At 40.5% G+C, this 15,411-nt stretch carries 10 protein-coding genes and 1 pseudogene; 6 read left to right on the forward strand and 5 right to left on the reverse strand.

Annotation, left to right across the window (positions count from 1 at the left end):
* Nucleotides 1-7 precede the first annotated feature (7 nt).
* Nucleotides 8-1,036 (forward strand): DUF4238 domain-containing protein, encoded by a 1,029-nt coding sequence (locus R8O70_RS12720; protein WP_176043453.1) that lies wholly within the window; start codon nt 8-10, stop codon nt 1,034-1,036.
* A 146-nt stretch (nt 1,037-1,182) separates the two neighbouring features.
* Here the strand turns inward: R8O70_RS12720 and R8O70_RS12725 are convergent, their stop codons facing one another.
* On the reverse strand, nt 1,183-1,638 hold the full coding sequence (locus tag R8O70_RS12725) for a hypothetical protein (RefSeq protein WP_025767120.1): 456 nt from the start codon (nt 1,636-1,638) through the stop codon (nt 1,183-1,185).
* Between the two features lie 342 nt (nt 1,639-1,980).
* On the opposite strand from R8O70_RS12725, the pseudogene R8O70_RS12730 reads away from it, so the two are divergent.
* The 3 genes and pseudogenes from R8O70_RS12730 (at nt 1,981) to R8O70_RS12740 (ending at nt 3,971) form a co-directional block, all read left to right on the forward strand.
* Nucleotides 1,981-2,898, forward strand: a pseudogene (locus R8O70_RS12730) (hypothetical protein).
* A complete protein-coding gene (locus R8O70_RS12735; RefSeq protein WP_077284305.1) occupies nt 2,888-3,319 on the forward strand; it encodes a hypothetical protein in 432 nt (143 codons plus the stop codon). Before R8O70_RS12730 ends, R8O70_RS12735 begins: the two are co-directional and overlap by 11 nt.
* A gap of 235 nt (nt 3,320-3,554) precedes the next feature.
* Nucleotides 3,555-3,971 carry a hypothetical protein gene (locus R8O70_RS12740; RefSeq protein ID WP_213899632.1) on the forward strand — a complete coding sequence of 139 codons (417 nt, stop codon included), beginning with the start codon at nt 3,555-3,557 and terminating at the stop codon, nt 3,969-3,971.
* 212 nt (nt 3,972-4,183) lie between these two features.
* Here R8O70_RS12740 and R8O70_RS12745 read toward each other — a convergent pair whose 3' ends face one another.
* The gene (locus R8O70_RS12745) at nt 4,184-5,488 is read right to left on the reverse strand and encodes an FRG domain-containing protein (RefSeq protein WP_213899631.1); all 1,305 of its coding nucleotides are present in this window, start codon (nt 5,486-5,488) and stop codon (nt 4,184-4,186) included.
* A gap of 334 nt (nt 5,489-5,822) precedes the next feature.
* Between R8O70_RS12745 and R8O70_RS12750 the strand changes: the two genes are divergently transcribed.
* Both R8O70_RS12750 and R8O70_RS12755 read left to right on the forward strand, forming a co-directional pair.
* A complete protein-coding gene (locus R8O70_RS12750; protein WP_213899630.1) occupies nt 5,823-10,304 on the forward strand; it encodes a hypothetical protein in 4,482 nt (1,493 codons plus the stop codon).
* 421 nt (nt 10,305-10,725) lie between these two features.
* Nucleotides 10,726-11,235, forward strand: a complete 510-nt coding sequence (locus R8O70_RS12755; protein WP_213899629.1) for a hypothetical protein — start codon at nt 10,726-10,728, stop codon at nt 11,233-11,235.
* A gap of 635 nt (nt 11,236-11,870) precedes the next feature.
* Here R8O70_RS12755 and R8O70_RS12760 read toward each other — a convergent pair.
* The 3 genes from R8O70_RS12760 to R8O70_RS12770 form a co-directional block, all read right to left on the reverse strand.
* Nucleotides 11,871-12,182: a hypothetical protein gene (locus R8O70_RS12760; protein WP_025767076.1), complete on the reverse strand. Its 312-nt coding sequence runs from the start codon at nt 12,180-12,182 to the stop codon at nt 11,871-11,873.
* A 74-nt stretch (nt 12,183-12,256) separates the two neighbouring features.
* Nucleotides 12,257-12,778, reverse strand: coding sequence for a hypothetical protein (locus R8O70_RS12765; RefSeq protein ID WP_077284301.1), 522 nt, complete (start codon nt 12,776-12,778; stop codon nt 12,257-12,259).
* A 15-nt stretch (nt 12,779-12,793) separates the two neighbouring features.
* The gene (locus tag R8O70_RS12770; protein ID WP_077284299.1) at nt 12,794-15,409 is read right to left on the reverse strand and encodes a DNA topoisomerase; all 2,616 of its coding nucleotides are present in this window, start codon (nt 15,407-15,409) and stop codon (nt 12,794-12,796) included.
* Nucleotides 15,410-15,411: the final 2 nt, after the last annotated feature.

Here is a 15,411-nt window from a genome sequence, read left to right on the forward strand (position 1 = left end):
GGCTTCATTGAGTGTAAAAAAAGACAATCACTTTTTACCTGAGATGTATCTAAAAAATTGGTGCAACGAGCAGGGTAAGGTATTCCACTATAGGAAAGTTGTTCAACACGAGAATGTGCCATTATGGAAGGACTACTATCCATCAGCGATCGGTTACCATAAATATTTGTATGTAAACACTCAAAACGGTAGCCCAGATGATATATTAGAAAATTGGTTCGATTCTAAGTATGAATTTCCTGCCAGTAAGTCGATTGAGAAAGTAGCTCGCAATGAGAAGCTTACAAGGAATGATTATAAGAAATTAGCTAACTTCGTTGCACTTCAGGACTTACGGACTCCAAAGCGTTACCTAGAGCATTTAGAGCGTTTCAATGAAGTGGCACTTAATGAAGTGGTCAAAGATGTCCTTAAAGAGGTTAAATCAAAAATACCTCCGGGTTATAAGCCTGATGGGAAGGCTCGTTACCATGATAGCTTACCCTTAAGAGTGGAGATCATAGACAATGCTAAGGGTGAGTTTGTAGTAAAAGTTACATCTTTGGTTGGAAGAGCTTCTTGGTTGTGGTCTATAAAACATGTCCTTACCACTGTTGCTGATCAACTACATAGAAACAAGTGGACCATACTCCTTCCTGCTGAGGGGATGAGTTGGTATACGTCAGACAATCCAGTGGTACGGTTAAATTATGAAGATAGCAAAAATTATGATTTTAATGGTGGCTGGGCAAATCCAAACAGTGAGGTCATTTTACCACTGGGACCAAGGCATTTGCTGTATACACAAGTTGGAGTTTCTCCTCCAATTCCAAGAGGTACAAAACTTACGCGAGACCAAACACATAAAATTAACCGAATGATAGTCGAGAATTGCCATAACTGCGTAATATCCCATGAAGAAAGGGGAGGCATCGAGTTGTTGCTCCCTAGGGTTGTAGATAGAGAACAAGTTGAAGCCGAAAGGGAGCATTGGAAAAACTGGCATTTAGCCCACCAAGGCGCAGAATCTGTGTTTTACAGCGATTACTACACTTAGCAAACTGTTTAATAATGGCTCAGGGTGGTACATGGCGTTTGTTAAAGGTGTAGAGGAACTATGTCGGGAAATTAGAGATGAGGGAATAGTTCCGACTACACCATCTACATGCAAGCAATTTAGCTTATAGTTAGCCTAGGGAGATGTTAAATGCCTCCGTATGCCACATCACTTATTTCGTTTAGGTAAGGGGATATAATTTTCTCAGGTGGACTTGTGAATGAGTAATCTCTTAGGATGACTTCTAAGTTCCTTGAAAAATATTCACATTGTGATGAGAAAAGTGCTTTAGGTTCATTGATAAGGTCAAGAGTTAAACTGACTGCTGTATCCATGCTGGTATAACCATTTTTATGGTCTTTGATTAAATTACCAAAGAAATAATTGTCGTGAGGCTGAGCTGCTAAGTTTGAATGGAGTGCATGAAATGCGTTCACAATTGCTGTTATATTTCTTCTATTTGCGAGCTTATCCGGATTAGCTCGATAGTTTTGCTGGGCACGGAATGCAAGTTCATTCAAGTCACGTGAAGCTGAAAACTTTTGGGAACTTAATTGATTTTCTCTTATAAAGATTTTGGTTATAAAGCTGAGAATCTTCATTATTTATAAGTACCTAGTTATAAGTTAATAAAAGGTCTGGAAGCCTTACAATAGACTCTTAGTTTTAATAGTAAAGTTTTGATGCTGTTTCCAGTTCACATTAAAGCAACTCAGTGGTCTGAGATGAATAGTATCGATATCATAAATTACATACCAATTTGGGAACTATTCTTTAAAAGCTTTCTACTTGAGTTCAAGTTGATGTGATTTAGGTTTCAATGTGAACATTTAACTAGCCATAATGGCTTTTCTGGCAGTTAAAGCGTAGATCGGCATTGTTGATAATGATAACGTATTGAAAATATTGATATAATCATATTTTTATAGTGTAAGTATGATCCTATGAGATATGAATCTGCCCCTGTTACCCCAGAAGAAAGCCGGAAACCACAAAAGAGCTCTTCGCTCGTCAGCAACGAGAGCGTAGAGCTGAATTAACTCCTTCAGCAAGCGATGGAAAATCGTGAGAGGGTTCTTAGAGATAGAGAAAAAGCAGGGTTAGGACCTACTTCTCTAGGATTGAATGCTCCTCAGCTTCTCAGTGACTCAATAGGATTACAGTGTTCACTTGGGGATGAAATGGCTAAAAACCACCAGCATGTGTTAATTACAGATTTAGAGGATGCACATAAAATATTACATAACGTTTGGCTGGAGTCTGGTAAGGATGTCGCTGCTATCGCCTTGAGCATTAACACCGTTAAGTCTTGGTTCAATCACACAGAGCCTATGTTTAATGCGATATCAATTGCTAAACAGTTTGGCGATCTAGGCGTTAAAGCTGATTTGGTAGAAAGCCGAGGTAAATTATTTGTCGCATTTTCAGGGACAAACGAGAATGGCAAAGTGCTACGGCATGCGTTTGTCAATGGTACTCGGCTTAATATGAATGGTAAGAAGTACCCTCTAAATTCATTTAAGTCGGTGCAAGCAGGCTTTAGTCCTCAATCTAGAACTGCAAACTTCAAAGGTGCGGGTGCCTTAACCTTTGTGGTGTCCGCTAGTCTAGCCACCAGCGACTTAGTTTTTAAAGACGACTATCACTTAGTGGATTGGTTTGGCAATGTAGGTGCCGATATGTTCAAATTCATGTTGCAAACAGCAGCTGGTGAAGTTCTGTTATTTGCTACGGCAGCTCTGGGAGCTCCCGTAATGGTTGGTGCGCTATTTGTTACAGCAACATATGTCTTAATTGAGGTTGTTTGGGGTGAATACAAAGTTTCTAATCAAGTCGTAAGGATGCTTGAGAATGTCACATAAAACAAGATTACGTTTGGCTGGTATCTTTGTTCTTTTGTTTGGGATAATTTGTTGGGGCTATCCATCTTATGTAGTCTATAGAGACTATCTTGAACTACTGAATAAAGCAGACACTGTTCAGCTATCCGTTCTAACTCTGTGGGTGCCGATTGGATTATTAGGGGCGTTAGGTTGTATTTTTTTTATGGCCCCAAAAGCTATGTTGTGCGGGAAAAAAATCAATGAAATTTACTCTCAAAGTGCAATGCAGCTAGCTAATAAAATCTGTGTTTATTTTGCCTTGGCTGGTGTAGCCTTTGCCGCTGGCTGGACGTATCACTCAATTGATCTCTTACAAAAGTATGGGTATGTATATAGCCGAGATTTAACCAATATCACTCCTACGGGAATACATTTGAAATACGTTAGAGCAACTCATTGACCAAGAACGTCTCTAATCCTCACTAAGAACTCTTCTAACAAGCGTAAGCTTACTACTTACGCTTGGTCTAATTCCTTCCGAGAGCTCCTCAACCTAATCGGCTATCTAGAGCATAGACACGAAACTATGAACCTCTTAGTTGACTGTGGTTGAGTATCGCGCTCATTATGCATAGAAACGAGTACAATTTGGTAACCTTAAGCTTTAAAAAATTGTTTACTAGGAGTGGTACAACATGGATAAAGAACTATCTGGGGTAGAGAAGCTTCGTGATGGGGCCAATTATCTTCGCAAAGTTATCGGTATCAGTACTGAATTTCTTAGCTCAATACAGAAAAGAATGGGGTCTCCCAAAACTCTCTTGGATACTTTTGTAAGAGTATACTTTTCTACCTTTGGTTGTATTTTGATTGGGGTGTATTTCGTGATGATGATATTAAAGCCATGGTTTGATGGTGGTGGAAATTGGTCATATGTCCAAGAAGTTTGGTCTCATTGGCAAACTCTGAATGCAGCAATGATTGCTTTTACAGCAAGCTTATTGGCGGTTTATGCGGCTAAATATCACGAAGAAAAGAATCGAGAGATGTCGGTGGACAACAAAGATCGAAACTCTGACGATAAAGTTCGCCACTTTTACATTAAAGATTGAAACTTTATAAGGAGCAGTGCTTACAGGATAAGCACTGCTCCTTATAAAGGATATTTAATCTCAGAATCGTTTTTGGACAGAATCAATTTAGAGTATTTACTTAATTTAGCAAACCACGAATTACTTCATGTAGGGAAAACTCGATACTCGTGGCGAACTTTAATAAGCCATTACGTAATTGGTAATTTCATGGTCCATGTAAACTATTCCCCTTACAACGTTAAAAGCTCTTCAGCGATGTGCAGTGCAGAAATATTACGATTATGTATATTCTCGTTACCACAGTCGCATTCATATTCATGATATTCCCGTTCCCATAAACCACTCGACTTTCTACGATAGAACCAGCCTGGACTAAATCCAGCATTGGTCATTTCAATACCAGGATGCATAACGACTAATGCGCAAACTTCAAAAAGTTCCGATGAGTGAGAAATTATACCAACCCCTTTTTGATAAATAATGTTATCTCCCACATTAGGATGTTTAACGATTTCATCTATTTCAAATGCTAGGTAGTTATTCCCTTCAAGCTTTTTTTCGATTTTAGGAAAATTCAATGGTGTGTTTGTATCAGCACTTCCGAAAAGAATTAATTCTGATGCAGAAATAATTTCACCACCAGTCAGTAATCCATAGCGAGACTCTAATGAATCGAACATTTCACTTATCGTCTGACCTCGGTAAAAAGCAGTTGTAGGTGAAGCGATTTTTTCAAAACTGTTTTGATATTCTGGCAATTCAAGTGCTCGCTGAAAGACTGGAACCGAAAACTCTGGATCACGGAGCGACTTTATTTCTCGCCACGGCAACTCTAGTAGTGCTTTCAAAATTGGATCTTTTGAAGCTGGCGGAAACAAAGAATCAGTGTTTGTTAAATCGTGTAAGCTTGCATAGTCCCGAAAGATGCTCCTACTCGCTGTAATATGAGCAACAAAACACTCCTTGGGTATCGGTTTCCCTAAAGTCGGTCCTAACAGCCATGCTTTTTGCGCATCTGTTCGGAGAAAAGTTCCACTAAGTGTTAATGTAGACAAATCTACAAGTCCTACTTCTTTTGCGATTGATTTATCAATTATATAAAGATGCCCGTCACCCTCTTCAAAATTATACTGCGCAAACTTCTTGCGCTCCCAGAGAAAGTTTTCACCACAATCTTCACACATATCGATGCCTAGTGACTCAGTGTACTTATGACTAGCAAACCATGCGCTCACGGCTGGGCTGGATGAGCAATCAATATAAAATGATCTCCATCCATAATGCTGTAAAAGTGCTTGTACATAACTAATATCTTTAACATGGTCACCAATAAGGACCTCAAGAACTTTACTGGCATAACTCATCCACTTTACGGCTTCAGAAGGAACGCAAACTCTGCGGTCAAATGAGGCTATAACAGAAGGATGACTAGGCTCACCGTAATGTTCAAGCTGCCCCCTGAAAAGTACCGCCTCGCCATACGTGGCAATTAACTCTTGCAGTTCATGAAGCGTGTTTACTTTTAACTGTTTCACTTTGTCTCCATATACAAAATAATTGGACTTACCGTTTCTGAATCGAGCTACAACTTCGTATCAAACTAAGTACATAATCATCCACTAGAAAAAGTTGGTCAATTTATGACAAAAGAAATTTGTCCTAAATCTTTGGCTGGCAAGCTTTGGGGCATAAACGAGTCAAGACGGTTAGACCTGAGTTTTACTCCTATTAATGAGGTGTAAGTCATTGATTGGATGTTTGAATTACGTCAACAAAGTATTCTAGTTGTTTGATATATTATTCTTTCCTAGTTGTTATCTTTCAAACCCCAATTTCGCAACCTTCCAGACAGGAAAAGGACATACAAACTTGATTGATTTTTCTTCTATAAATGCGTTCAACAAAGGGCCTAGAGAGTCCTTTGAAGATCTAATTTGTGTGCTTGCTCGTCGAGAGAACCCTAAAAATGGTCTTGAATTCCAACCGAATGATGGTTGTGGAGGAGATGGAGGTGTAGAGGCTCTTTGGATTCTAAACAATGGAAGGAAAATTGGTTATCAAGCAAAGTATTTCACTTCGATTGGTGACTCCCAATGGAGTCAAATGGATGAGTCGGTAGAACAAGCGTTAAAGGTACACCCTGAACTTCAAACTTATATTTTCGCAATACCAAAAGACTTAACTCCACCTAGAGGGACGAAAGGTAAATCTCAGCGAGAAAAGTGGGATGAGCGAGTAAATAAGTGGAAAGGTTGGGCAGAAGAAAAGTCAATTGACATTGAATTCGAGCTTTGGTCCGAAACTACTCTAAAAGAAATGCTCCTTCGAAAAGAGAATGCCGCATTGATCAAGTTTTGGTTTGGAGGTGATGTACTAAACGATTCTTGGTTTGAAGACCAAGTTAATACTGCGAAACGAGCGTTAGATGACCGTTTCAATCCTCACGATCACGTAGAAGTCTCGGTTGAATCTTTGTTTGACACCATAGCTCGAGGTCCAAGCACGACTGAGCAGTTGATAGGCGCATTCAATGAGCTTGAGGAATCAAGAGTTCCCACTATAGAGTTCTCTTCAGCAGATCTTGCATCAGATGCCGACACACTTTTAATTGCAAATGAGACATGGCAGGAACTTGTTCAGCTTAAAGGTTCGTTTACACACGACTTAAATGAAGAATGGAACATTGAGGTAGCAACGAGTATTTTAGATCGGCTTCAAGACGCTGTTTGGAAACTTGAAAGACAGTACGCTTCGGTAGATAAAGGTATATTGATAGAGGATGATAAAAGCAAACTTGAAAATGTGCGTATACGTCTCCAAGAGCTTTCATCCTCTTGCTTTTCATTAAGAGAAATTCTAAGAAATTCTAACTTTATAGCAGAGTCATTACGCTGCGCTCTAATTTATGGACCTGCAGGTGCGGGAAAGTCTCATATTCTAGGGCAAGTTGCAGAGCAGCGAACTAGTGCAGGATTACCAACAGTCCTAGTGTTAGGCCAGAGTTTCTCGACGTCAGTATTTTGGGAGCAATTCGGCGGAATTTGTGGTCTAGAGGGTAGAACAGTCGATGATGTTTTGGGCCCCCTGAATACAGCTGGCGAACGTAAAGGTGAGCGGACCATTCTGCTCTTTGACGCAATCAACGAGGGTGTTGGTGCACATTACTGGAAGTGTAATCTCCCGGAAATAGTTAACGCGATTCAAAAATACCCTTACCTATCAGCAGTTTTCTCTTGTCGTGATGAGTATCTTCCTTATGCGGTTCCGGATAGTTTGCTCGAAAAACTTCCTAAATATCGGATAAATGGGTTTTCCACTCCGGAGGAGATGGAACGTGCAGCAATTCGATACCTTGATACCAAAGGCATAGCTCGGCCCAATACACCATGGTTATCGCCAGAATTCAACAATCCATTATTCCTAAAAACGACTAGTGAGGCTTTGCATGCTAAAGGACTTACGGAATTTCCTCGCGGGTTGAACGGAATATCACAAACTATGGCCCTGTATCTCGATGCGTTGAGTTGGCGCACTGGGATACAAACAGCAAACTCAGCTACCATTTCAAATTCCATTAAAAAATGTGTTGTTCAAGTCGCTAGTATGATGGCTATGAATGGTTGCGATTTCATAGAAGTCGAAGATGCGATAGCAATTGCAGACGAGAGCTTTAAGGGTAGAACTGCGCCAGAAGGAAAAACTTGGCTACAGGTGTTAATAGAAACAAGTTTATTCAGACGCGACCCGCCTCCTTATTCGGAATGTTATGATCCCTTTAATCCCCCATCAGAACTAGTGCGCTTCTCATTTCAGAGGTTCCAAGATCACCTCATGGCGACATCCTTGCTTTCGAAAGTGTCTAGGGAACAGTTAAATACGGCTTTCGATGCGGGCTTTCCTCTGAATTTCCTATTTTATGATGGGAAGCCAGACCATGGTCTTCACTATCAATATACAGGATTGATTAGCGCTCTATCCACAATCTACCCAGAGAAACTCGGGGTAGAATTTGCTAAAACTCTACCCGATTGGGAATTACATTGGGAAAGAGAACAGTCACTGCAGGAGAGCTTTGCGGAAAGCTTCAAGTGGAGGAGTGCAGATGCCTTTTCGAATGACTCGCGAGAATTACTGAACCGATTAGATGGCTACAATGTTGAGCCTCTAGGGTTACTCTTGGAAGTTTCAATGACTATTGACCATCCTTTTAACGCTCTTCGCCTTCATGAACGTCTGAAGCAATGGCAAATGCCAGAAAGAGATAGTCATTGGACACGTTGGATTAATTGGGCGTCGCGAGAAGAACTCAATCAAGTTGAAAGAATTGTCTCATGGGCGTTATCAAAGCATAGTCGCACTGCAGATTTAAAACATTTGGAGTTAGCGTCATTAGTTTTGGTATGGTCCTTATCTTCGTCTAACCAGACATTGCGTGACCAAGCGACCAAAGCACTAACGACGCTATTTTTAGTAAACTCAAACATATTTACCTTCCTGCTCGAAAAGTTGCACGATTGCGATGATCCGTATGTTATAGAGCGACTCTATGCAGCAGCCTTTGGAGCTTGTTGCATCGATCAAAGCTCTGAACGTCTAAATGTTTACTCGCATGAAGTCTTCGCCAAAGTTTTTGCAGACAAACAGCCACCGGTAGCACTACTTACTAGAGACTATGCATTGGGGATAATTGAACTTGCAAATAGCAAGCACGCATTGAGTGAAGGTATTAACCTAGAAGACTGCTATCACCCTCTAGGCTCTGAACCTCCAATATTTGGTCTGACTGAAGATGAAGTAGAGAAAATTGCTGAAGAAAGAGGAGGCAAAGAAATATTTAGTTCTGCTTCAAGTGAGTGGGGGGACTATGGGAAATACAGTATCCCAGGTCGTGTGCGAAATTTTTTAACTACTCCCCTTAGTAGTCCAAAACCAGTTTCGAAGAAAGAACTAAAGCGAGTTTTTTTAGAGGAAGTGATACATCCCTTCACTGAGCGCGTCGACGCTCTAGAGGAGTTTGAAAAAGCATCCAGTCCCAATTATTTTCAAGCTATATTTTTTGCTCAACCAGAGAATGAGGCTGTCAAAACGGAAGCTACAGCTCTAGAAGAAGCAATAGTTAATGCTCGCCACCGCTTAGAAAGCTTATTAAGTGAAGACGAGAGGAAAAGACTTTCGTTGGACTACCTTCGTGATGGTGGCTACGAGGAGTTTGATTCGGTTGATATACAACAATGCAGATTATGGATCACTAAAAGAGCCTATGAACTTGGTTGGAACTCAGATCTTTTTCCTAGAGATGGATATGGTACTAGTAACTCAAGACATGAAAATGACCTAGAGCGGATAGGTAAAAAATACCAAAGAATTGCTTTAGACGAAATTCAAGCCCGATTAGCTGACAACTACTGGTTTCTTGAAGGCGGATGGGGAGCTGAAAAGCCGTGTATTTATCGATATAGCCATCATGACTTTCGACGAAATATTGAACCAACTATATTACCTCCCGTAAAACAAGACCTCCACCTTGAAAAATGGATGGTAGAGCCAATTATCGAGCTTCCCGAAGTTACAGAAGAGAATTTGAAGCAGTGGCCTTTTGAAGAAGATCCGACGCTGACGATGATTGAGAAGCTCTCTAGGATTGATGAAAATAATAAGGCGTGGAGTGTGCTGTATGAATTCAATTGTTCTAGCGAAAAATATCAAGGTCGTAGAGTCGGCATGCATGGAATGCGATATGAAGAATTCAGATTCCTTTATTGCGTATTTCTTAAAAAAGGAAGTGTGAGAAAGCTAGCCGAGTTTCTTAGAGAGAATGAAAGTATTGATGTTGACTCTTTTAAACCGAGGGAGTTTACTGACGGTCCGTACCTTCGCGAAGCATATTGGCGCAATACGTGGGAATCTGAAAAGTTTTCAGACTCTCTTTGGAACGGGCCTGAAGAATGTACATTTGCAATACCTACAGTTAACTACCATTGGGAAAGTCATTTAGACAAATCTCTTCCTGATGGTTTTTCGAATTATATGCCACAAAAATGGTTTGCCGATGAACTTGAACTTTCGTTGTCTCAAAGTGAGCCAAGCAAATGGTTAAACATACATGGTGATGTTGTAATACAAGCTCAAGAGCCTTTTGAGCATCAAACTGCAGTAGTTATTGATGATGAAACTCTTCATGACTATGTTAGCAAGTTTGACATAGAACCAATGTGGGTAATGATTGCGGAGCGAAACACGTGGCCTAACGGAAACAATGATGAGTCTTGTTGGCGTCGTTCTGAGGGGATTGTGTGGCGTGAGGGAGGAGCTTGGCAAAAAGTCGCTTGGAACAAAGATACAAAACGATAGCCAGACCTAATGCTAAAGACGCCAACTATTACAAGTCAGGTGTATTTCGAACCACAATACTACGACAAAGCCAGTGAGAATTTTCCTTTCACTGGCTTCTGTTTTTAAACGCTCGAACCGACCATCCAGATTAGTTTTCGTAGGGAAAATCTAATTAACAGTATTTGAACGGTTTTTTCTCTAAGAAGGAAAGGGGCAAAAGCTTGCTACAGCAAAAGACAAACTATGACAAAAAGCGTCGAAAAGTTTCGAACTTTATTGTTACTTCTTGCTTTGAGTTGGCCTATTGAGTGAAATTGAGTTTTGATCTTTATTGTCAGTTCTTTGCTATAGTGTCACGTAGCAATCTGCCCCGCGTAACAGAAAAGTTTCAATCTTTGTTGTTCAGCGACAAGAGAGCCAACTTTTAGCAGCAAGAGCATTGTTACCTCAAACTCTGTCTGACTTAACTAAATACACAACTGAGATGGCTAGCTTCTACACCGAATCAATTGAATTTTGGAAAGGTATGCCGAAAAGAACAGGTAAGAAGCCTGTACCACCGAAACTAGATTTGGCCAATACAACAGCCATATTCACAAAATGCATGGAAAACGCAGACATAGATGTTGTTCTGGTAATGGCAAAAATACTAAGTAAGACTCAGTACTTATCCGCTAGAGTAGAAAATGAATATGAGAATAAGCAGTCGAGCCGTAGGCCTAGTTGGAGAGAAGATGCGGAATATCAACTAGTTGAGCTGGGAGTATTACAAGCTAAGGTAAATAGAATGTTTGATTATGGTAGATATTTGCAAAGCAAACTTGACCTCTCCGAATTTAAAAGTGATGAAATAGCCCAAGGTCTTTTAAACTTAAAGATTTCTCGAGCCCAATACCCAAATGTGTATAAGAAGTTAGAGCACACGGACTTAACATTTTTGTCTAAATAATGTACACACCTTAAGAAGTGTGTACATACAAATGGTTTAGTCTCTAAAAAACTCGACTAGATACATTAACCCTTTGATACATATGTGTGGATTGAGTTTGAATACCGAGACCATTGCTTTCCATACTCTCATAATCAGATAGATAAACCTTTGTGGGTACATATTAATCACCATTAACTATTGAACAAGAAAATTGCCAAATAGGCTACTGGTGATCTATAGTCTCGTGTGTCAGGTGTCGAGAATGATACCCAGCAGCCATAATGAGTAGTTGCAGCTACTCGATTTGGCTTCTCTCTTAAACCCTGCCTATGGTGGGGTTTAAGTGATTTTGAGCTCCAGTTTAATATCACGAAAGAAACTAAGCACAGCTACTATTTGCTTCCATGCACTGAACTACTTGAGCTCACGGGTATCAAGATAGTGCGATAAAAAAAGTTTATCAAGGTGCAGTTCGAGGATCATTTGTGGATAAAAAGCAAAATTCAAAATATCAGTCAGTGAACACTAACTAACTGAATAAGACCCTGTCTATAAGTCCAAATTACGGTTTGTTAATTCGATTTAGAAATAACCGCACCTAAAAATATTTATCTTGACAATTAAGAAACCACCCAAAATATAGTTGTGCCGTATTAACTACCTTCAGATGGGGGGCTCACTCTTTTAAACATAAAAGGATAAGTTCTTAACGCATCCCCTTTTCCTACATTTGGTCCACTCACTTCCCAAACCCCTGCGAACTCACTCGGTTCCTCGACCTTTAGGTAGTTATTCGGGTTTTGTTCCACATCATCTTTTGAACGTTGCGAAGGTGTTGGGAGGAAGTGAGCAAGCTTGCGATTTTCAATCTTAGCCGGGTTCAGAATAAACAGGCTACCGCTCTCATCTAAGTAACCTTCCACGTTCCCAATGTTTGTTTTTAATATCGTAGTCACCTTGTGCATAGATCTTCCTAGTTAGTTGATTTGCCAATACTGATAATGTCCTCCAGCATTTAACACCATTAACTCTAAATCTTCTATCCTTGGATATCTTCTTTAAATTCCCATCTCGGTGAGAATCGGAACTCTACCGACCAGCAATCTGAGGAGATAATGAAAGCTTTCCATACAGCTAAAGGGTATTGGCCTGATGCTCGGAAATTATTCGTGAGGTTATTTCTGACGAAACGGATCAATCTATCAATCTGGTCTTCGCTTGCTGTGTCGAAGCTAAGCGTAATAGAGAGATTGTCATAGTTAGGTATGTCGGCAGAACCTCTAAAGTCTAAATTAAGCTCGTCTACAAGTAACTTTAGTTCGGTTAAGAAGCTTTCGAACTTTTCCTGGTTGGTCTCCGCAAAGACTGACTTGGCGAACGCAGAGATATTAGTGTGATTGTCCACTAATAAATCTTCCCCATTAGCATGGAGAAACCCTCTTATCATCGGGACTAAATCATCCGGTGCTAAAACTTTTTGGTCATTATAAAAGTCAGAAGTTAGGAACGCCTGTTTATACTTTTCGAGAATATTATACTTTTCGAGAATATCATTCATCATATCTACTTGAACCCCTTATTTTGATGCTGTAGCAATCATTGCTTTCATACGGCTAAGTATGTTTTTTGCTCTTTCGTCATTTTCTAATTCACTAGCAGGAACCCTAACGTTTAGCTTTTTGGCCAGCTCGTTAATAGCAGCAATAGTCTTTTTACTTGGTTTCTTAATACGTTTTGCCTCTTCTACATATTTAGATAGTAATTTGGCGTTACTAATCGCTTGAGAAGGAATTTTCAGGCCAGTCTTCGATTCCAACTGTTTTGCGTAATCAAGAAACTTTTTAGATGGAGTACTTGGGACATCATCTTCGTGAGCTTTTATAAATTCTAGAGCTTTACCAAAGTCAGTCATTTTAAGCGCTGGCGGCTGGATCTTTTTGAAAGAGCATATTTGTGAAATCTTTCTTCGCATAGCGTCAGTTACCAACCAAGGGTGCTCTCGTAGCCATTGCCTCGCTTTAGCCTCACTTGCTAAGGCCTGTCTGGGCATTGGTAGTCCGAGCCCTTTACAACGCTTCTGAAGTTTATCTTTGGTTTGGTTTGAAAGTGGCATGTTAGGATTCACACCGTCTCTTGGTGTTTTATCAAACAGGTTTTTATTCAGGAAACCTATTAGCTTTTCAGTATTTTCAATTTGAGTGTTTATAAATTCCAGAGACGCTGCTTCTGCTTCTCGTTGAGGGAGTTTACTCATGTCAGAAAGTTTGAGTTCCCATTTGGCAGTAGTACCAGGGCTTTTATATGAATCAGGTAGTGCCTTATACAATTCAATCCCTTTTGGGGTGATATCAATCGAAGGGTTTTTACCCTTGCTAGTATACGCTACGAACTCACGCATTAAGATAGTTGCGATTTGAGTTGGCCTAGTAGCTGGTGTCCCAATGCCTTTTGATTCTTTGAGTGAATTCCTAAGAATAGGATTAGGCTCGAATTTTGCCGCATGGTACATCGCAAAAAGTAGTGAGGCCTCAGTGAAGAGAGGGGGCTTAGTTGTAGTAGACTCCTTTAGCTCAACATCTGGAATTGAAACATTGCTTTTGTCTAAATCGTTTAAGCTGATAGTTTGGACGGTCTCTTTACCTTTAAAGTAATGTTCCCACCCAGTTTCTATACAAGATCGCTTTGTGATCTTGAAACTAGATACCGGTTCTCCAAAAAGCCCATGGGTATCGAATTTTAAAACCCCTTCTTGAACTAAATATTTTGATGGAGGCAAATGTGCTTGCAAGTAATGCGACGTAATTTCTTCAAAGACCTGAAGAGCTAGCCCCTGTAGCTCTCCTGGTTTAGGTATAACAACAGGAGCTAGAGCATCGTGTATTTTATCTCCTGGCGTATAGCAGCTTGGTTTGAAACTTGCGCAGGTATCGTCTTGTCCCGTTTGAATGGCAGCGACTTTAAGGGCGGCTTGGCCAAATTGGTCCCATTTTGCTAGTTGAGTACATTTGTCGGCAATATCCCTAGGATTGTAATCTTTGTCAGAAATCTCTTGTTCTTCACCTCTTGGGTAAGTGATAAAACCAGAATCGTATAGGCGTTGTGCTGCATTGAGGACATCAGTGGCACTAGCGTTGCTAATCAGACTCTGTAGTTTGGTCAGTGATAAAGGCTTTGGTGGGGCAGAAGTCGCCATACTTTCATTTATATCTAAATCCAATATGCTCGCTTGCTTAAGCCTTTCCGTAAAATCCATCATAATAGATTTGTCGATATAAAGAGGTTTAGGTCTATTGTTTATGGTTAACTCCTCGACTTCTTCCTCAGACATATCAGGCGATATTTTGGATGCTAGATTTTTTTCATCCCACTTTACGCCAGGGATAGGGGAGTCATAGTCGGAGTCTTTTATCTCTGGAAGGTATCGGCCTTCAAAACTTACAGCGCCGTTACACCTGATCAGCGGTACCGGACGAAAGTGAGTTACAGATTTAAAGTTTGCTCTTTCTTGATGACGATGGTAAGTAAAACCTACAACAGTCGACTGAACTCGACCAACAGATGTCGTTGAGCTTTTCTTATCCCCTGAGCCTAGGTACTTTCCAAGCATTCCCCTTCTTGAGTAATAAGTGTAGGTGGCAGTTAGAACCATGGCTGCGTAATCTGCCATACGACGACTAGACCCAGCTAAATATTCGCCGTAGTATTGAGATGCATCGACCATTTCATCGAAAGAGGTTTGTATTGCATCCTTGGATAACCCCTTTGTTAACCAAACTCGTTTTAATGGGCCATCGTATTTAAGGAAATCTAAAATGCTACGGTATATGACTTCACCTTCTCGGTCTGGGTCTGTAGCACCAATGACTAAAGTCGCTTTGTCGACATACTGTTTAAGTAATTGGATTCGCTCTCCTGGTTTTCTTGCCGGGTATCCGTCACGAGCTGGTATGTCCGGACAAACTTTATAAGGAACCTTGCGAGGGATGCGTTCGTGAGTACGAGGATCGTTCCAACTGAAGTTCTGTATTTGCTCTGTAGGGGGAGACAGTTCGAGGAAGTGACCTGCGGCATACCAAAGGATCAGTTCTTGCCCTTTGTAGAAGCCTGAATATAATCCACCTTGCTTTCTAAGATTCAAAGCTGATGCGATCTTTTCAGCTTGAGAAGACTTCTCTGCAATAGCGACCCACATGG

It is taken from the genome of Vibrio sp. 779(2023) (assembly GCF_033344285.1).
In the GTDB taxonomy this organism is placed as follows: domain Bacteria; phylum Pseudomonadota; class Gammaproteobacteria; order Enterobacterales; family Vibrionaceae; genus Vibrio; species Vibrio alginolyticus.

Excerpts from the sequence above, each read along its gene's own strand:
- R8O70_RS12740 (WP_213899632.1), top strand. The coding sequence starts at position 3,555 with ATGGATAAAGAACTATCTGGGGTAGAGAAGCTTCGTGATGGGGCCAAT.
- R8O70_RS12760 (WP_025767076.1), bottom strand. The coding sequence starts at position 12,182 with ATGCACAAGGTGACTACGATATTAAAAACAAACATTGGGAACGTGGAA.
- R8O70_RS12765 (WP_077284301.1), bottom strand. The coding sequence starts at position 12,778 with ATGATGAATGATATTCTCGAAAAGTATAATATTCTCGAAAAGTATAAA.
- R8O70_RS12735 (WP_077284305.1), top strand. The coding sequence starts at position 2,888 with ATGTCACATAAAACAAGATTACGTTTGGCTGGTATCTTTGTTCTTTTG.
- R8O70_RS12770 (WP_077284299.1), bottom strand. The coding sequence starts at position 15,409 with ATGTGGGTCGCTATTGCAGAGAAGTCTTCTCAAGCTGAAAAGATCGCA.
- R8O70_RS12725 (WP_025767120.1), bottom strand. The coding sequence starts at position 1,638 with ATGAAGATTCTCAGCTTTATAACCAAAATCTTTATAAGAGAAAATCAA.